This is a genomic window from Polynucleobacter sp. MWH-CaK5, from assembly GCF_018687615.1.
Lineage (GTDB): Bacteria > Pseudomonadota > Gammaproteobacteria > Burkholderiales > Burkholderiaceae > Polynucleobacter.
In genome coordinates, this window is the sequence record NZ_CP061299.1 from 1,536,680 (window position 1) to 1,555,510 (window position 18,831).

16 protein-coding genes are annotated in these 18,831 nt (G+C 44.9%); 6 read left to right on the top strand and 10 right to left on the bottom strand.

Going from position 1 to position 18,831, the window contains the following annotated elements; all coding sequences use genetic code 11:
• Positions 1-8: 8 nt before the first annotated feature.
• The 8 genes from GQ367_RS07695 to GQ367_RS07730 form a co-directional block, all read right to left on the bottom strand.
• Positions 9-644 carry a DUF502 domain-containing protein gene (locus GQ367_RS07695; RefSeq protein WP_215290387.1) on the bottom strand — a complete coding sequence of 212 codons (636 nt, stop codon included), beginning with the start codon at positions 642-644 and terminating at the stop codon, positions 9-11.
• Positions 645-664: 20 nt separating this feature from the next.
• Positions 665-2,242, bottom strand: coding sequence for a ubiquinone biosynthesis regulatory protein kinase UbiB (ubiB, locus tag GQ367_RS07700; RefSeq protein ID WP_215290388.1), 1,578 nt, complete (start codon positions 2,240-2,242; stop codon positions 665-667).
• Positions 2,239-2,856: an SCP2 domain-containing protein gene (locus tag GQ367_RS07705; protein WP_215290389.1), complete on the bottom strand. Its 618-nt coding sequence runs from the start codon at positions 2,854-2,856 to the stop codon at positions 2,239-2,241. Before GQ367_RS07705 ends, ubiB begins: the two co-directional genes overlap by 4 nt.
• The gene (locus GQ367_RS07710; RefSeq protein WP_215290390.1) at positions 2,819-3,727 is read right to left on the bottom strand and encodes a Tim44 domain-containing protein; all 909 of its coding nucleotides are present in this window, start codon (positions 3,725-3,727) and stop codon (positions 2,819-2,821) included. The genes GQ367_RS07705 and GQ367_RS07710 overlap by 38 nt, the downstream gene beginning before the upstream one ends.
• 27 nt (positions 3,728-3,754) lie before the next feature.
• Entirely contained in the window at positions 3,755-4,498 is a 744-nt protein-coding gene (gene ubiE, locus GQ367_RS07715; protein ID WP_215290391.1) for a bifunctional demethylmenaquinone methyltransferase/2-methoxy-6-polyprenyl-1,4-benzoquinol methylase UbiE, read from the bottom strand.
• Between the two features lie 6 nt (positions 4,499-4,504).
• On the bottom strand, positions 4,505-4,909 hold the full coding sequence (locus GQ367_RS07720) for a gamma-butyrobetaine hydroxylase-like domain-containing protein (RefSeq protein ID WP_089514792.1): 405 nt from the start codon (positions 4,907-4,909) through the stop codon (positions 4,505-4,507).
• A 2-nt stretch (positions 4,910-4,911) separates the two neighbouring features.
• Positions 4,912-8,745: an FAD/FMN-binding oxidoreductase gene (locus GQ367_RS07725; RefSeq protein ID WP_215290392.1), complete on the bottom strand. Its 3,834-nt coding sequence runs from the start codon at positions 8,743-8,745 to the stop codon at positions 4,912-4,914.
• Between the two features lie 98 nt (positions 8,746-8,843).
• Positions 8,844-9,347: a YqaA family protein gene (locus GQ367_RS07730; RefSeq protein ID WP_215290393.1), complete on the bottom strand. Its 504-nt coding sequence runs from the start codon at positions 9,345-9,347 to the stop codon at positions 8,844-8,846.
• Between the two features lie 40 nt (positions 9,348-9,387).
• Here GQ367_RS07730 and ilvA point away from each other — a divergent pair, with 40 nt between their 5' ends.
• Genes ilvA through queF form a run of 3 tightly spaced genes read left to right on the top strand, consistent with a single transcriptional unit; the run spans position 9,388 to position 12,660 of the window.
• A complete protein-coding gene (ilvA, locus tag GQ367_RS07735) occupies positions 9,388-10,908 on the top strand; it encodes a threonine ammonia-lyase, biosynthetic (RefSeq protein WP_215290394.1) in 1,521 nt (506 codons plus the stop codon).
• Positions 10,909-10,910: 2 nt separating this feature from the next.
• Positions 10,911-11,822 (top strand): 5'-nucleotidase, encoded by a 912-nt coding sequence (locus GQ367_RS07740; RefSeq protein ID WP_215290395.1) that lies wholly within the window; start codon positions 10,911-10,913, stop codon positions 11,820-11,822.
• A 4-nt stretch (positions 11,823-11,826) separates the two neighbouring features.
• Positions 11,827-12,660, top strand: coding sequence for an NADPH-dependent 7-cyano-7-deazaguanine reductase QueF (gene queF, locus GQ367_RS07745; protein ID WP_215290396.1), 834 nt, complete (start codon positions 11,827-11,829; stop codon positions 12,658-12,660).
• Here queF and ssb read toward each other — a convergent pair whose 3' ends face one another.
• Positions 12,661-13,116 (bottom strand): single-stranded DNA-binding protein, encoded by a 456-nt coding sequence (gene ssb / locus GQ367_RS07750; RefSeq protein WP_215290397.1) that lies wholly within the window; start codon positions 13,114-13,116, stop codon positions 12,661-12,663.
• Between the two features lie 47 nt (positions 13,117-13,163).
• The gene (locus tag GQ367_RS07755) at positions 13,164-14,330 is read right to left on the bottom strand and encodes an MFS transporter (RefSeq protein ID WP_215290398.1); all 1,167 of its coding nucleotides are present in this window, start codon (positions 14,328-14,330) and stop codon (positions 13,164-13,166) included.
• Positions 14,331-14,369: 39 nt separating this feature from the next.
• Between GQ367_RS07755 and uvrA the strand changes: the two genes are divergently transcribed.
• From uvrA to GQ367_RS07770, 3 genes are read left to right on the top strand one after another with little or no spacing between them, the layout of a single operon-like run.
• The gene (uvrA, locus tag GQ367_RS07760; RefSeq protein WP_215290399.1) at positions 14,370-17,225 is read left to right on the top strand and encodes an excinuclease ABC subunit UvrA; all 2,856 of its coding nucleotides are present in this window, start codon (positions 14,370-14,372) and stop codon (positions 17,223-17,225) included.
• Positions 17,226-17,248: 23 nt separating this feature from the next.
• Positions 17,249-18,250 carry an SIS domain-containing protein gene (locus GQ367_RS07765; RefSeq protein ID WP_215290400.1) on the top strand — a complete coding sequence of 334 codons (1,002 nt, stop codon included), beginning with the start codon at positions 17,249-17,251 and terminating at the stop codon, positions 18,248-18,250.
• 1 nt (position 18,251) lies between these two features.
• Entirely contained in the window at positions 18,252-18,821 is a 570-nt protein-coding gene (locus GQ367_RS07770; RefSeq protein ID WP_215290401.1) for an HAD family hydrolase, read from the top strand.
• The last annotated feature ends 10 nt before the right edge of the window (positions 18,822-18,831 follow it).

An 18,831-nucleotide genomic window follows, 5' to 3' on the forward strand; every position in this document is an offset into this window, starting at 1 on the left:
AAAACTTCCTACTTTGCTGATGTGACTGAATGATTGAGAGGGGCTACTGAGCCCATTGAAACAATGTGCTTCAAGGCTTCTTCAACGCCCATATCCAACTCGATGATGTCCGCACGAGGAACAATCATAAAAAACCCAGAGGTTGGGTTAGGGGTTGTTGGCAAAAACACATTAACGTGCTCGCCACTTAACTTACCGGCAACTTCTTCTGCAGGATTACCTGTGACAAATGCAATTGTCCAAGATCCATTGCGTGGATAAGGAATCAACACTGCTTTTCTAAAGGCATTGCCCTTGCTTGAAAAAAGTGTTCCTGAAACTTGTTTAACGCTTGAATAAATTGATTTAACGATTGGGATGCGAGCAATGATTTGATCCCATAAGCGGATCCACCATTGACCTGCAAAATTAGCAGCGACAATACCAGTTACCAAAATCACAGCAATCACAATCAAAATACCTACGCCCGGTAAGTTTCTGAATGATTTCAATGCAGGGGTTAAGTCGACTGGCAAAACTGCCATCAATGCTGAGATCACCGAACCGAAGACGCCATCCAAAACAGAAAGGCCCCAAGTCATCACCCAAATGGTGACGGCCAATGGAGTCCAAACTAAGATGCCGGCAATAAAATATTTTTTCATGGAGCCTTAAATTATAGGGCTTAGCTTAGCCAACTGAGCGTAAATAAGGTTCCACCCAAAAGACCGCCCATGAAAAGAATACTTCCCCAAATCAGCTTTTTTGTCTTTTGCTGTTCCAGGACTAACTTCAACATCAGCTCGTGATCAGAAGTATTTCCTTGTTTTTGATTAGCCTCTAACCATTGGGCAAGCAATCTTGGGATAGTGGGCACTAACTTAGCCCATAGTGGAGCTTCTGATTTGATTCGATCAATGAAACCCCTGATGCCGATTTGTTGATCAACCCATCGCTCCAATACTGGTTTTGCCGTTTTCCATAAATCCATATCAGGATCCAATTGACGGCCCAAGCCTTCCACATTCAGTAGTGTTTTTTGCAACAAGGTCAATTGCGGTTGAATTTCAACATTAAAGCGTCGCGAGGCTTGGAACAGTCTCATCAGCACAATGCCTAATGAGATTTCCTTTAATGGACGATCAAAATAAGGCTCACAAACAGCTCGCACTGCACCTTCTAACTCTTCTACTCGGGTATCTGCAGGAACCCAACCAGACTCGATGTGCAATTCAGCAACACGTCTGTAGTTGCGATTAAAGAATGCTAAAAAATTGTGCGCTAAGTAATTTTTGTCTGTTTCTGACAAAGCACCAACAATGCCAAAGTCTAGAGCGATATAACGTCCAAAAGTTTCAGGCGCAACGCTCACAAAAATATTGCCAGGATGCATGTCTGCGTGGAAAAAACCATCATGAAACACTTGGGTAAAAAATATCTCGACACCATCAGAGGCTAATTTTTTAAAATCAATTCCAGCGGCACGAAGATCATCTAGGCGAGAAATTGGAATGCCGTGCATTCTCTCCATCACCATGACGTTGATGCCACACAGATCCCAGTACATTTCAGGGATGATCAGCTTTTTAGATCCTTCAAAATTTCTGCGCAGCTGACTAGCGTTTGATGCTTCGCGCGTTAGATCTAACTCATCGTGCAAATAAGTATCAAATTCATCAACGTTCTCTCGTGGCTTTAAACGCTTACCGTCTCGCCATAATTTCTCGACCAAAGAAGCCAAGACCCGCAAAAGTGCCAAGTCACTTTCAATGATTGGCAAAATGCCGGGGCGTAAGACTTTGATGGCCACCTCTTTACCCTGCCACTCAGGATACTTTTCTGTTCCCTTCAGCACGGCAAAGTGAACTTGGGCAACAGAAGCACTCGCGACAGGTTTTTCATCAAAGGACAGAAAGACTTCTGATAATTTTTTACCTAAAGATAGTTCAATCAGCTCAATTGATTTAGATTGGGAGAATGGCGGAACTTGATCTTGCAACTTGGCCAACTCATCAGCCACATCTAAAGGCAAGAGGTCTCTGCGAGTTGATAAGACTTGGCCAAACTTAACAAAGATAGGGCCCAAAGCTTCTAAAGCTAAACGAAGACTTTCTCCACGCGTATAGCCCGTTGGCGTTGTCCAAGAAATACCCGTCAAAATCACTTTGACCAAGCCAGGCTTCAGACTGTCTCTGACTATTCTTAAAAGACCAAAACGCCAAATCGTGTAAAGGATCTTGAACAATCTAAAAAATTGTTTCACAAGGTCCTCTCTAGCAAACGTTCAATACGCTTTTCAATGCGTTCAACATCATCGCGTAAACGTCTTATTTCATCTTTATGGCGCACTAATTCTTCTCTTTTAACAAGCGTTGGTTTTTCATGAATAAGATATTCTAAAACGCTAGTGCCAACATCCTGAAGTACATTTTGTCCAAATTGCTTACTTTGCTTGGCTGCTTGCATGATTCTATGCGCCATAGGATCACCCACCAGCTTTGATAAGTCTTCCTCAGCTTCCCAGCGCAATTGGCCTGCCAGAGTTGAAACAGCTTGAGCCAAGTCCACATCACCCGATACTTTCACGTGCTTAACAGCGGCATCTTTACCGCCAGCAATATAAGCATTAAAAACCTCTGGGCCAATCGTTAAAGTGACATTTGGCTCAATGGGTGATTGATCTGCCAAAGCAAAAAGTCCTTGATCATTAATGACCAAGGACATTTCAACCACCGGTAAAACTAATTTGATTGTTTTATTTTTTTGCTTTTGTAAAAGATCACTGGCCCAAGTTTCTTGGGCCAGTAAATAATTTAAAGCATGTACGATCGTTTTCAGATCAGACCAACTGTTGAATACCAGCCAACACCCAACCACCTTGACCGTTAACAGGCTTGGTCAAATTCCAAACCTCAACGAAAGACTCAGCTGGGCCATCTGCTTGCTCACGAATCATTCCTGAGAAACGAACGCTGGCCAAATAAACATCCTGCAATGATTCAACGCCCAATAAATCAGCTTCGATCGTTAATACTTCAGTACGATTCTGCTCAGTTGCACGGGCTTGAAGATCTTGATTAAGTTCTGCAAACATTTCTGGCGTCGCAAACTCTCTCAACTTCTCTAAATCGCCACGATCCCAAGCTTCTTGTAAATGCACAAAATGTTTTTTTGCATTGAGCAAAAAAGACTCTTGATCAAAGTCTTTGATTGCAATCTCTGTTGCAGCCGCTTCAATCACTGGAGATGCTGATGAGCTGACATTCACTGGCTCTTGACGCTCAAAGCGCTGTTGGTTTTCCCATGGGGCTCCGCCAGCAGGACTTGCCTTATAGCTTGCCTGACCGTTATTAGCAAAACGTCTAAATAACCAAAGACCGATCATCGCAACAGCGGCAATCATCAAAAAGCCCATTAAAAATGATGCAGCTGCCTCACCCAAACCAAAATGAGATAGCAACCAACCAAGGCCCAAACCAGCAGCTAAGCCACCTAGAATGCCGCCCATACCAAAACCTTTTTTCGGCTGAGCTGCAGCAGGTGCAGCCGCTGGCTTAGCCGCAGAAGCAGGAGCTGCTGCAGGAGCTTGAGCTGGCTGAGCAGGTGCTGCCTGTTGCTTTTGAGTAACACTTTGAGACTGTTTACCCATGCTTTTGGAACCGCCCATGCGCTTGGCTTCAGCATCAAATGATGTGCCCATCAAGACAAAGGAAGAAAGAACTAAATAAACAAAACTCTTTTTCAACATGTTTAACCTCTCAAAAATCGGTAAGTATCAGTATTTATAACCAATATGCAACGCAACAATACCACCAGTAAGGGAGTGGTATTCAACCTTGTCAAATCCCACACTTTCCATCATGGTTTTTAAAGTTTCTTGATCTGGGTGCATGCGAATTGATTCTGCAAGATAACGGTAACTCTCTGAGTCACCAGCAACCTTCTCGCCAAGCCATGGAAGTATTTTGAATGAATAAGCATCATAGATTGGCTTCAAGGCATCCACCGGCTTAGAAAACTCCAAAACCATGGCTTTGCCACCTGGCTTGATCACTCTTAACATTTCTTTTAGAGCAACTTCTTTGTGTGTCATGTTTCGAAGACCAAACGCAACAGTGGTCAAATCAAAATAATTATTCGGGAAAGGTATTTGCTCAGCATCCACCTGAACGCATGGCAAATAGTAGCCTTTATCAATTAAGCGATTACAGCCAAAACCTAGCATTGAAGCATTGATATCGGTTAACCAAACCTGACCACCTGTTTCACGCTCAAGACCAACTGATTTTGCAAAACTCAAGGATAGGTCACCCGTACCACCAGCAATATCCAAAACTTTTTGACCAGGTCTCACCGCAGCTTTACTAATGGTGAAATGCTTCCATAGACGATGCAAACCACCCGACATCAAATCGTTCATGATGTCGTACTTATTTGCTACAGAATGAAACACCTCAGCAACCTTGCTTGCCTTTTCAGTTTCATCAACTGTTTTATAACCAAAATGTGTTTGTGCCATGATTAATTAATGCCCACAAGAGCGCGGTTCATCCTTCACCATTGCAATATCTCTGCTAGCACCGGCTTGTTCCATTCGGTCTAGATAGTCTTGCCACATTTCTTCTTGATTGGTGCACATCTCATAAAGGTAGTCCCAGCTGAAGATGCCTGAGTCATGTCCATCAGAGAACACTGGCTTGATGGCGTAATGACCAACTTGTTCAATGTTATTGATCAAAACATCACGCTTACCGGTTTGCAAAGTTTCTTGACCAACGCCATGGCCTCTGACTTCAGCAGACGGAGACCATACTCTTAAAAATTCAAACGGCAACTGATACGTTTTGTTCTCATAAGCCAACTCCAAAACTTTGGACTGCTGATGAACGATGATGTTCTGAGGCAATGGTGCTTTTTCTGTTGAGCTCATGATTAAACCAATACTCTTTCAATACCGCCTGAATTGGCGCTCTTCACATAATCAGCCATCCAATTAGCGCCTAGCAAATGATTGGCCATCTCAACCACGATGTAATCTGCTTTGGTGCCAGAGTCTTCGTCATAGCGTGACAAGCCCTGCAAACATGAAGGGCAGCTCGTCAAGATTTTGACTTGACCATCAAAATCACTTCTTAACTCATCCGCACCTTTTTTCATTTCGATTTCTTTACGGAAACGAACTTGAGAAGAGATGTCCGGACGAGTGACAGCCAATGTGCCAGATTCGCCACAGCAACGCTCATTCTTGGCAATAGCTTTACCATCTTCAGTTGTGACCAAGCTATTCACAGTCTTCAATGGGTCCTGAAGTTTCATTGGGCTGTGACATGGGTCGTGATACATGTATCTCACGCCCTTAGCGCCTTCTAACTTGATACCCTTTTCTAACAAGAACTCATGGATATCAATGATTCTGCAGCCAGGGAAAATCTTCTCAAACTCGTAGCCTGCCAACTGGTCATAACAAGTGCCACAAGAAACAACGACTGTCTTGATGTCCAAGTAATTCAACGTATTGGCCATGCGATGGAAAAGTACGCGATTATCCGTGATGATCTTGTCTGCTTTATCAAAATCACCAGAACCTCTTTGCGGGTAACCGCAGCACAAATAACCTGGAGGCAAAACAGTTTGAACACCAGCGTGCCACAACATGGCTTGCGTTGCCAAACCTACTTGAGAGAACAATCTTTCGGATCCACAACCAGGGAAATAGAACACTGCTTCTGTATCAACAGAAGTTGTTTGTGGATTTCTGATGATAGGCACCACATCAGAATCTTCAATGTCTAGTAAAGCTCTGGCAGTCTTCTTCGGCAAATTGCCCGGCATCTTTTTATTGATGAAATGAATCACCTGCTCTTGGATTGGCGGCTTCGTCACAGTTGAACGAGGCTTGGCAGTTTGCGCCTTGGCAAACTTCTTCAATAAATCATGCGCCAAACGCTGAGCTTTATAACCCCAATCGATCATTAACTTTCTGGTCAATTGAATCGTTTCAGGGTTGGTGGCATTCAAGAAGAACATGGCAGCCGCTGCACCTGGATTGAATTTCTTCTGTCCCATCTTGCGCAACAAGTTACGCATATTCATGGTGACATCACCAAAATCAATTTTCACTGGGCATGGCGTTAAACACTTATGACAAACCGTGCAGTGTGCGGCGACGTCATCAAAGGCTTCCCAATGTTTGACTGAAACACCACGTCTGGTTTGTTCTTCATACAAGAAGGCTTCCACCAACAAAGAGGTGGCCAAAATTTTGTTGCGTGGGCTGTACAACAAATTAGCGCGTGGCACGTGCGTCGCGCAAACAGGTTTACATTTTCCGCAACGCAAGCAATCTTTGATGCTCGTTGCGATATCACCAATATCACTTTGCTGCATGATGAGAGATTCATGACCCATCAATCCAAAACTTGGCGTGTAGGCATTTCTCAAATCGGCGCCCTGCATTAACTTGCCTTTATTGAAACGACCTTCTGGGTCAATTCTCAACTTATAAGATCTAAAGTCTTTGATCTCTGCTTCGGTTAGATATTCGAGTTTGGTAATACCAATACCGTGCTCACCTGAAATCACACCATTCAAAGATCTTGCTAACTTCATGATGCGATCAACGGATTGATGAGCATCTTGAAGCATGTCGTAATTATCAGAATTCACAGGAATGTTCGTGTGCACGTTGCCGTCACCAGCATGCATGTGCAAAGCCACGAATACACGACTGCGAAGAACCTTCTTATGGATTGCTTCGCACTCTTTCAAGATAGGATCGAACGGAACACCACTGAATATATTTCTTAACTCAGCTCTGACTTGAAGCTTCCATGAAGCGCGCAAACTTCTGTCTTGCAAGGCTGAGAAGTGCTGATCCATATTCTTTGACCAACCCAACCACTCTTGTCTAACTGAAGCAATCAATTGCAAAGCCTGAGAAACGCGGCCCTCAAGCAAATCAGCCTCAGGCACGTCGCCATCTTCTGACTTACCTAGCGGTAAATTACCTTGCTGAAGGAAACTCTCAAGCTCACTCAAAAGCTGAAGCTTATTTTTCAAAGACAGTTCAATGTTGATGCGCTCGATACCATCGGTGTACTCACCCATGCGATCAAGTGGGATCACAACGTCTTCATTCACTTTGAATGCGTTGGTGTGCCTTGCAATAGCAGCAGTTCTTGAGCGGTCTAACCAAAATTTCTTGCGAGCCTCTGCGCTCACAGCAACGAAACCTTCACCAACTCTTGTGTTGGCCATGCGAATCACTTCGCTGGCAGCCATCGCCACAGCGTTCTCATCATCACCAACGATGTCGCCAATCAAAACCATTTTTGGCAATACATTGCGCTTTGACTTGGTAGCGTAGCCAACTGCTTTTAGATAGCGCTCATCCAAATGCTCAAGGCCAGCCAAAATAGCGCCGCCTTGTTTGGTTTGTTGATCTAAGTAAGCTTTGATTTCAACGATGCTTGGAATAGCATCGCGCGCTTGACCAAAGAACTCCAAACAAACTGTGCGAATTTGCTTCGGCATGCGATGCAAGACCCATCTTGCACTCGTGATCAAGCCATCACAACCTTCTTTTTGAATACCTGGCAAACCTGATAAAAATTTATCAGTCACATCCTTACCAAGGCCTTCTTTACGGAAGGTCTTACCTTCAATTTTCAATTCTTCAGTCTTGATTACTTTTTGACCAGGAGCATATGAGCCATCTGACCAAACCAATTTGAAAGTAGCGAAGTCGACATCATGAATCTTGCTCATGTTGTGACCAATGCGCTCAATGTCTAACCAGTTGCCGTCAGGATCTACCATTCTCCATGACGCTAAGTTATCAAGAGCAGTGCCCCACAAAACAGCTTTTTTACCACCCGCATTCATGGCGATATTTCCACCAATACAGCTGGCTTCAGCAGACGTAGGATCTACAGCAAAAACATTGCCGGATTTATCTGCTGCATCAGAAACTCGCTTGGTAACAACTCCGGCGCCAGAATAGATTGTGGCAACCTCTTCACTCAAGCCTGGTAAACGCATCATCTCAACAGGACCAAGAGTTTCAAGCTTTTCTGTATTGATAACAGCTGACATTGGAGACAAAGGAATTGCTCCACCTGTGTATCCAGTACCACCTCCGCGAGGAATGATGGTCAGACCCAGCTCAATACAACCTTTGACCAGGTTAGGAATTTCTTCTTCAGTATCAGGCGTTAAAACAACGAATGGGTATTCAACACGCCAATCAGTTGCATCAGTCACATGAGAAACGCGAGCCAAACCGTCGTAAGCAATATTGTCGGCTGCGGTGAACTTGCCTAAAACTTTGCGAACGCGTTTGCGCAAAAGAGCAACACGATCAAACTCAGCGTTGAATTGTTCAACAGCAAGTTTGGCGCTATCAACCAATTTGCCAACCTTGTCGGCCAAATCAGTGGTCATTCTCTTCTGAACTTCTCTTAGGCGATGATGCAATGCTTCGATCAATTGCTTGCGACGGCCAGGATTATCTAAAAGATCGTCTTGTAGGTAAGGATTGCGCTGAACAACCCAGATGTCACCCAATACTTCGTAAAGCATTCTGGCTGAACGCCCAGTTTTTCTTCCAGACCGAAGTTCGTCAAGAATTTGCCAAGCTTCCTCACCCAATAAACGGATAACAATCTCTCTGTCTGAGAAAGATGTGTAGTTGTAGGGTATTTCACGCAAACGAGGAGCATTTTGAGGATGCTCTGTCATGCTGTGGAGTGGCAAAGGTGCGTTCATATCATCACTTTTAACTAAAAAGCCATTTTAAAGGACTATCGAGATCTTCGCCTTATTCTTCCTGAAGCCCCTTTGTGACCTTAAATAGAACAAGGTCATCAAAGGAAACCAAGCCAACGGCCAATGGTCGTCCAAAACTCCCCCGGAATCAGCAATAAGACGTAAGTCATGGTGACGTAACGTAAAAACTTACCGATGGCCATGTAAATCATGCATGGCAGCCATGGCAGCCTGAGCCAACCCGCGACCGCGCACAGAGGGTCCCCAACGATGGGTAACCAAGATAGCAAGAGAGCTGGGGGGCCTAGTTTCTCGAACCAGCCCAATAATTTATGGTCTCTGGGGCCTAAAAGCTTCTCTTGCGCCTTGTTGGCGCCAAAACCCATCAACCAATTCAGCATGCCCCCGAGGGTATTACCAATCGTCGCCACAAAAACTGCCGGCCAGAACATGTCAGGGTTTAATTTGATGTAACCAAATAAGACCGGCTCTGAACCCAATGGCAAAAGGGTTGCCGATACAAATGAAATTGAAAAAACAGCCGGCAAACCCACCGTGGGCAGAGAAAGCCAAACCAAAAAATTATGTAAATTGGTATCCATGTTTGATCATTTTAGGCTTTTGCCGTGATACGCTCACAGGATGCCTAAAGATTATTTAAGAAAAATATTGACCGCCAAGGTCTACGACGTTGCCCGAGAAACAGAGCTTGAACTAGCTTCGCACCTTTCTGAGCGCATTAAAAACAAGGTTTTACTTAAAAGAGAAGATAACCAACCGGTTTTTTCATTTAAGTTAAGAGGGGCTTACAACAAAATGGCTCATTTGAGCCCTGCCGACCTTAAACGTGGGGTGATTGCCGCATCAGCAGGCAACCATGCCCAAGGTGTGGCTTTGGCTGCAGCAAAATTGAACTGCAAAGCCATCATCGTGATGCCGACAACCACGCCACAAGTAAAAATTGACGCAGTAAGCGCTCGCGGCGGCAGCTCCGTCAAAATTGTTTTGCATGGCGATTCTTACAGCGACGCTTATCAACATGCCCTGTCTCTTGAAAAGAAGCATCAACTCACATTTGTTCATCCCTTTGATGACCCAGACGTCATTGCAGGTCAGGGAACAATTGCCATGGAGATTCTGCAACAACACCAAGAGCCCATTGATGCAATTTTCTTAGCCATCGGCGGTGGTGGATTAATTGCTGGTGTTGGCGCTTACATCAAAGCCATCCGTCCAGAAATCAAGGTCATCGGCGTTCAAACCGTTGACTCTGATGCCATGAAGAAATCCTTGGAAGCTGGTCGCCGAGTTGAATTAAAAGATGTCGGTCTTTTTTCAGACGGTACCGCCGTCAAATTGGTTGGTAAAGAAACTTTTAGACTTTGCCAGCAAGTGGTCGATGAGATCATCACTGTTGATACAGACGCTATCTGTGCAGCCATCAACGATGTCTTCACCGATACGCGCAGCATTCTAGAACCTGCTGGAGCGCTTGCTTTGGCCGGTCTAAAGGCATACGTTGAGCGCGAGAAGTGCAAGAACCAAACTTTGGTTGCAGTTGCCTGCGGCGCGAACATCAACTTCAATCGACTCCGATTCGTTGCTGAACGAGCTGAAGTTGGTGAATCCAAAGAAGCTGTTTTTGCCGTCACCATTCCGGAGCAAAGAGGCTCATTCAAGCGTTTCTGCGAACTGTTGGGTGAACGCAATGTCACAGAATTTAACTATCGCATTGCCGATGCTGATCAAGCTCATATTTTCGTTGGCATCGCCACGCAAAAAGCCACTGATAGCGCAGTGATTGCCAAATCATTCACCAAGTCAGGCTTTAACACCATCGATTTGACTCAAGATGAATTGGCCAAGTCACACTTGCGCCACATGGTGGGTGGGCGTTCACAGTTAGCAAAGAATGAACTGCTTTATCGCTTTGAGTTCCCAGAGAAGCCTGGTGCTTTGATGAAATTCTTAACCAGCATGGCGCCCAACTGGAACATCAGCTTGTTCCACTACCGAAATCATGGCGCAGATTACGGGCGCATTTTGATTGGCATGCAAGTGCCAGCGAGCGATAAAAAAGAATTGAAGAAATTTTTAGCGGGGCTTGGCTACCCACACTGGGATGAAAGCGATAACCCTGCTTACAAACTTTTCTTGGCATAAGCATGGCGTTTTCACTTGAAGGCAAATTAGTTGTCGCCATTTCCTCACGAGCTTTATTTGATTTTGAAGAAGAGAATCAAATATTTGAAGCGAGTGATGACAGCGCCTACATGCAACTTCAATTAAACAGAATTGATCAGCCCGCCAAACCTGGCGTTGCCTACCCATTGGTCAAGAAGTTACTGACCTTTAACGAGGGTGGTCAACAAAATGTGGAAGTCGTGATTCTTTCTAGAAATGACCCCGTGAGCGGCTTGAGAGTTTTTCGCTCTGCTAAAAACGCTGGCCTAGCAATTGAGCGTGGCGTCTTCACACGAGGTCGCGCACCATATCACTACTTAAAATCTTTGCAGGCCAATCTTTTCTTATCAGCCAATGCTGATGATGTGCGCGCGACATTGGACGCTGGCTTTCCTGCAGCCATGGTGTTTCCTCAAAGTAAGCAGCTCGCCGAATCAAATCCTGATGAAATACGTATTGCTTTTGACGGTGATGCGGTTTTATTTTCAGATGAAGCCGAAAGAGTTTTTCAAGCCAAGGGGCTTGATGCATTTGTTGCGCACGAAAGCCACAAAGTTGAAACGCCCTTGCCGCCAGGTCCATTCAAACCTTTATTAGAAGCACTGCATCGCCTTCAGGTGTCTGCCAAAAAATCTGGCCAGTCAATGAAGATCAGAACTGCTTTGGTCACAGCCCGATCAGCCCCTGCCCACGAGCGCGCCATCAGAACTTTGATGGCTTGGGGCGTCACCGTTGATGAAGCGATGTTTCTTGGCGGTTTAGCTAAAAAAGATTTTTTAAAAGAATTTCAACCAGACTTTTTCTTTGACGATCAACTGGGTCACTGCGAATTAGCATCAGATGTTGCCCCAACAGGTCAGGTTCTTTCTGGCATTGCCAATCAAATCAAATAAACACATGAGCTCTCTAGATCAAGCCCCACTGGGTAAAAACTCTGACAACCCAAATCAATACAGCCCCGAACTTCTTTTTCCAATCTCAAGAACTGACAATAGACTAAAGATTGGAATTAAAAATGCTGAGCCACCATTCTTTGGCATTGATATTTGGAACGCTTATGAGCTCAGTTGGTTGAACGCGAAAGGAAAGCCTCAGCTGGCGATTACAACCTTTTTTGTTCCAGCCAATTCACCAAACATCATTGAATCAAAATCATGGAAGCTGTATCTCAACAGCTTGAACAATCATTGCTTTCAATCAAATGAAGAATTAATTCAAACACTCAAGAATGATTTATCGAAAGCTGCTGGTGCCAGTGTTTCTGTGCAATTAAATGCGCCAGAACAGCAATGCACCAAAGGCATGAAAGAGATGACCGGAAAATTGTTGGATCGACTGGATTTAGAGATTGATCCCAAGCAATTGCCAGATGCTGCATTACTCTCATCAGACACAAGCCTTGGCATCGTTGAAGAATCACTGGTGAGCCATCTGCTGCGCTCTAACTGCCCAGTGACTGCTCAACCTGATTGGGCAAGTATTCAGATTAACTACGTTGGTCCAAGCATTGATGAAGAAGGTTTACTGCGCTACTTGATCTCATTCAGAGAACATCACGAGTTTCATGAGCATTGCGTTGAAAAAATCTTCATGGACATCAAAGAAAAATGCCGCCCTAGCAAGCTATCGGTTTATGCCCGATACACACGCAGAGGCGGCATTGATATCAACCCATTCAGAGCTGATTACAACGCTGAGTGGCCAGACAATGTCCGTCACTCACGTCAATAATTAAAACGGAATATCGTCGTCGATATCACTGATGCTTGGGCTGCTCATCGGTGCAGATGATCTTGGTGCAGATGAAGCAGACGAGCCTTGGCTTGGCATACTGCCATCAGAAGAACCAGGGGCCTTACCACCTAACATTTGCATTGTTTCAGCAACGATTTCTGTAGAGTATTTTTCCTGACCGCTTTGATCAGTCCATTTACGTGTTCGTAAACGGCCTTCTACATAAACCTGTGAACCTTTTTTGAGGTATTTCTCTGCAACCTCAGCCACCTTGCCAAAGAATGCAACGCGATGCCATTCAGTGTTTTCACGCATCTCGCCAGATTGCTTGTCGCGATAACGATCAGTGGTAGCGATTGAAATATTTGTCACTGCGTCACCACTTGGTAGGCGACGAGTTTCTGGATCACGGCCAACATTACCCACAATGATTACTTTATTAACTGATGCCATTTTTGTCTCCCGAAGAAAAGTTTGTTGTACCGAAGAAATTGATCGAATTAAGTTGGTGAGCTAACCTTTGGAGGTAACTCTCTCATCGATGAAGCGATTATAAGCCAGGCAAAAATCAATGCAGCGCAAGCGTAAAAAACACTCGATTCACCACCCCATTGCAATAACCAGCCTCCGCCCAAGCCACCAATGAATAAACCAATCGATTGAGTGGTGTTGTAGATGCCCAAGGCAGTTCCTTTGGCTTGACTCGCCCAACGAGAAACCAAGGATGGTTGCATCGCTTCCAAAATATTAAAGCCAATGAAATAAATCAGTACTGCTGTTGCAAGAGCTGGCAAGGTGTCAAAGCTGGCAATCATCAACTGAGCAATCATCATAGAAACAATGCCGAAGATGAATGCTGGTTTCATGCGCTTTCTTCTTTCGCTCATCATGATGATGGGTGCCATACAAGCAAAAGAAATCAACACAGCAGGTAAATACAAATGCCAGTGAGAAACCAAAGGCAAGTCAGCTTTCACCAACAATCTTGGCAAGGTCAAAAATAAAGCAATTTGGGCTGCATGCAAAGCAAACACCCCAAAGTTCAATCTCAATAAATCAGCATTAAAGAAAACATCAGAAAACTTCGCTGTGAATGGCGTGTTTGACTTTTCTTGCTGTGGAACCACGAACAAGGCTAACAAAATAGCCCCAATGCCCAAAACAGCCATCAGATAGAACATGCCATCCAAGCCAATCGATTCATGCAGCGGGGAGGCCAATACCAAAGATATGGCAAATGTCAGGGCAATACTGCCTCCAACCATGGCCATTGCTCTTGTGCGGGTCTCTTCCTTAGTTAAATCTGCTAACCATGCTGTAACAGCCGCTGAAACAGCACCCGCACCTTGAATCGCACGCCCCACGATGATCCACATTAAATCGTCCTGGCTACCCGCTATCACGGCGCCTAAAACAAACAATAAAAGCCCGGCCACAACCACTGGTCTTCGACCGTACTTATCAGAAAGCATTCCCAATGGGATGTGCAGGCAAGCCTGAACGAGGCCATAGACCCCCAATGCCAAGCCCACCAATAGGGCTTGATCACCGCCTGGTAAGCCTTTGGCGTGCATACTAAAGACCGGCAGGATTAAAAATAGCCCCAACATGCGTAGAGCAAAGATGCCGGCCAAAGCCAAAGATGCGCGAAGTTCTGTTTTTTCCATAAAGAAGAGCTATATTAACTGGTTACGCAGAGAAAAATCATGGATACGATAAAAATTAGGGGTGCACGCACCCACAACCTTAAAAATATCAATCTCGATATTCCTAGAAACCAGTTGGTTGTCTTAACTGGCCTATCTGGATCGGGTAAAAGTTCTTTGGCTTTCGATACGCTTTATGCCGAAGGACAACGACGTTATGTCGAATCTTTGTCTGCCTATGCTCGTCAATTTTTGCAGTTGATGGAAAAACCAGACGTTGACTCTATCGAAGGTTTATCTCCTGCCATTTCTATTGAACAAAAAGCGACCAGTCATAACCCACGCTCAACTGTGGGTACCGTGACAGAAATACATGATTATTTGCGTTTGCTTTTTGCACGCGCCGGCACACCACATTGCCCAGAACATCAGCTACCACTAGAAGCTCAGAGTGTTTCGCAAATGGTGGATGCGGTCATGTCAATGCCTGAAGACACCAAGCTAATGATCTTGGCGCCCGTTGTGAGCGAAAGAAAAGGCGAGCACGTCGATCTATTTGAAGACTTGCAAGCACAAGGGTTTGTGCGTTTTCGGATTCGCTCAGGTGGCGGCACTGCTTTGCATAACAAAGCAAAAATTTATGAAGTCGATGAATTGCCAAAGTTAGTAAAAAACGAAAAGCACACGATTGATGTGGTCGTTGACCGCATCAAAATAAAGGCCGACATTCAGCAGCGCTTGGCCGAGTCTTTTGAAACCGCTTTGCGCTTGGCCGATGGCAGAGCAATCGCGCTTGAAATGGACACTGATAAAGAGCAGCTTTTTTCAAGTAAGTTTGCCTGCCCTGTTTGTTCTTACTCTTTACAAGAATTAGAGCCAAGATTATTTTCATTCAACAACCCCATGGGGGCTTGTCCTAGTTGTGATGGCTTAGGTCACATCAGCTTTTTTGATCCCAAGCGTGTAGTGGCTCACCCTGAGCTATCCCTTGCTTCAGGCGCCATCAAAGGATGGGATCGTCGCAATCAGTTCTACTTTAGATTGCTACAGAATCTTGCCAAGCATGCGAAGTTTGACTTGGAAGCTCCATTTGAAGAGTTGCCAAAAAAAGCTCAAGAACTACTGCTGTTTGGATCTAACAATGAAGACATTCCGTTTGAGTATTTAAACGAAAAAGGTAAGGTTGTTATTCGAGAGCATGCTTTCGAAGGAATTGTGGCGAACTTCGAGCGGCGCTACAGAGAAACCGACTCTCCAACAGTGAGAGAAGAACTCGCAAAATATCAAAACAACAAACCCTGCCCAAGTTGCGAAGGGACGCGCTTAAGAACTGAAGCCAGAAACGTCAAAGTGGGCGATGGCAAACAAGCTCGGGCCATTTATGAAGTCAGCAACTTACCCTTGGGTCAAGCACGCGACTACTTCCTCTCTTTGGAATTAAAAGGTGCCAAAAAAGAAATTGCAGGAAAAATCATTTCTGAAATTGGTGCGCGTCTTAGCTTTCTCAATGATGTTGGTTTGAATTATTTGTCTTTAGATAGAAGCGCAGATACTCTTTCAGGCGGAGAAGCGCAGCGCATTCGATTGGCCTCCCAAATTGGTTCTGGTTTAACTGGCGTCATGTACGTATTGGATGAACCATCTATTGGCCTGCATCAGCGCGACAACGACCGACTCATTGGCACGCTCAAGCACCTGCGAGATTTAGGTAATTCAGTCTTGGTGGTTGAGCACGATGAAGACATGATCAGAGCTTCAGACCATGTGATTGATATTGGTCCTGGCGCTGGAGAGCATGGCGGAAAAATCATCGCAGAAGGCACACCAAAAGAAATTGAAGCCAATCCAAATTCATTAACAGGCGCCTACCTTTCAGGCAAAGAAGCCATTCAGGTTCCTAAAAATAGAACCCCTGTGGGAGAGCACTCTTTAAAAATATTGGGTGCCACAGGAAACAATCTTAAAAATGTTGATATTGAGATTCCTTTGGGATTATTGACCTGCGTAACAGGCGTATCTGGGTCAGGCAAATCAACTTTGATCAACGACACGCTTCACCACGCCGTTGCTCAGCATCTCTATGGCTCTAATGCAGAGCCAGCGCAACACAAAGAAATCATTGGTCTAGAGCACTTTGATAAAGTGATCAACGTTGATCAATCTCCTATTGGTAGAACACCAAGATCAAACCCTGCCACTTATACCGGCCTCTTCACGCCGATCAGAGAACTGTTTGCTGGTGTACCAGCAGCGCGAGAGCGCGGCTATGAAGCCGGTAGGTTTTCATTCAACGTCAAAGGTGGTCGTTGTGAAACTTGTGAAGGTGATGGCGTCTTAAAAGTTGAAATGCACTTCTTGCCTGATGTTTATGTTCCTTGCGATGTGTGTCACGGGAAACGTTACAACCGAGAAACTTTGGATATTCGCTACAAAGGCAAAAATATTCACGAAGTTTTATCAATGACCATTGAGCAGGCTCATGAATTTTTTGAGGCAGTTCCAACAGTCAAACGAAAACTAAAAACCTTGCTCGATGTTGGTTTGGGTTACGTCAAACTGGGTCAAAGTGCCACCACCCTATCGGGAGGTGAAGCTCAGCGTGTGAAGCTCTCCCTAGAACTTTCAAAACGAGACACCGGTAGAACTTTGTATATTTTGGATGAGCCCACCACCGGTCTTCATTTTCATGATATTCAGCTTTTGCTCAAGGTGATTCATACCCTGAAAAAGCATGGCAACACCATTGTTATCATTGAACATAATTTGGATGTCATCAAGACAGCCGACTGGATCATTGATTTGGGCCCAGAAGGTGGTGGCGGTGGCGGCGAAATTATTGCGGTTGGCACCCCTGAAAAAGTTGCTAAAGTAGCAAAAAGCTACACTGGCAAATACCTGGCCCCCTTATTGAAATAGGTCTAAAGACATATACTCTAGCCATGACTCAACAAACTTCTGCACAAAACCAGCGAGCCATTGATTTGGCTAGAGAAACTTTGGCCATTGAAGCTGAAGCAATTTTGACGCTCCAAAAAAATCTCACGCAAAAAAATGCTGAGAAATTTGCCTATGCGATTGAATTGCTATTAGCTTGCAAAGGTCGCATCGTGGTTTCTGGAATTGGCAAATCTGGTCATATTGGTAGAAAAATTGCAGCGACTTTTGCGTCCACTGGTTCACCTGCCTTTTTTGTTCACCCGGCTGAAGCAAGTCATGGTGATTTAGGCATGGTCACTCAGCATGATGTCTTCGTGGCATTTTCAAATTCTGGAGAAACCAGCGAACTGACTGCAATCGTTCCAATCATCAAAAGAACTGGTGCAAAACTCATTGCACTCACAGGCAATCCAGAATCATCATTGGCTTCATTGGCAGACTCACACATCAATGTGTCAGTCGAAAAAGAAGCGTGCCCTCTCAATCTAGCGCCCACCGCCAGCACGACTGCTGCATTGGCCATGGGAGATGCACTAGCGGTTGCATTGCTTGATGCCAGAGGCTTTAAACCTGAAGATTTTGCACGCTCACATCCTGGTGGCAACTTGGGAAGAAAATTACTCACCCATGTTCGTGATGTGATGAGAGGTGGCGCAGAGGCTCCTCGCACAAATATCAAAGCAAGCATCACCGATGCTTTACTTGAAATTACCTCCAAGCGCATGGGCATGACGGTAGTGATTGATGACTCTCAAAAAGTTGTTGGTATCTTCACCGATGGTGATTTGCGTCGCTTGATCGAAAAGAATATTCAGTTTCAAGGAACATCTTTAAAAGATGCCATGACACCGAACCCAAGAACAATCTCCCCAGATCTATTAGCAGCTGAAGCTGTTGAAATGATGGAGCGCCACCGCATCAATCAACTCGTGGTTGTTGATGCTGAAGGTGTTTTATTGGGCGCCCTCAATCTTCACGATCTTTTTGCAGCACAGGTTATTTAATATGTCTAACGCATTCAGCCCGATGGTCACCAACCCATACACAGAACACCCTCAAGCACTTGATCGTGCTGCGAACGTCAAACTACTTGTTTTAGATGTGGACGGTGTTTTAACTGATGGCAGTTTATTGGTTGGGCAAGATGGCAAAGAAGCTCTCAAGATTTTTGACAGCCTAGACGGTCACGGCATCAAATTACTTCAGTCAACCGGTGTGATTGTTGCCATCATCACAGGGCGCACTTCGCCGATGGTCGAAGGTCGCGCGAAAGAATTAGGCATCAAGCATGTGCAAATGGGTGTCTCTGAAAAATTCAAAGCCCTACAGACATTGCTAGAGCAAACCAAATTAAAGCTTTCAGATTGCGCTGCCATGGGCGATGACTGGCCAGATTTATCAGTACTACCAAAAGTTCATTTTTCAGCCTGCCCTGCTCAAGCTCATGATGAAGTAAAAAAACGCGTGCACTTCATCACAAAGCGCTCAGGTGGCGCCGGGGCAGTTCGTGAAGTTTGTGACATGATTTTGGTGGCCCAAGATAACTATCAGCGTCTACTCCAAGAGTCTTTGTAACAATGGGAAT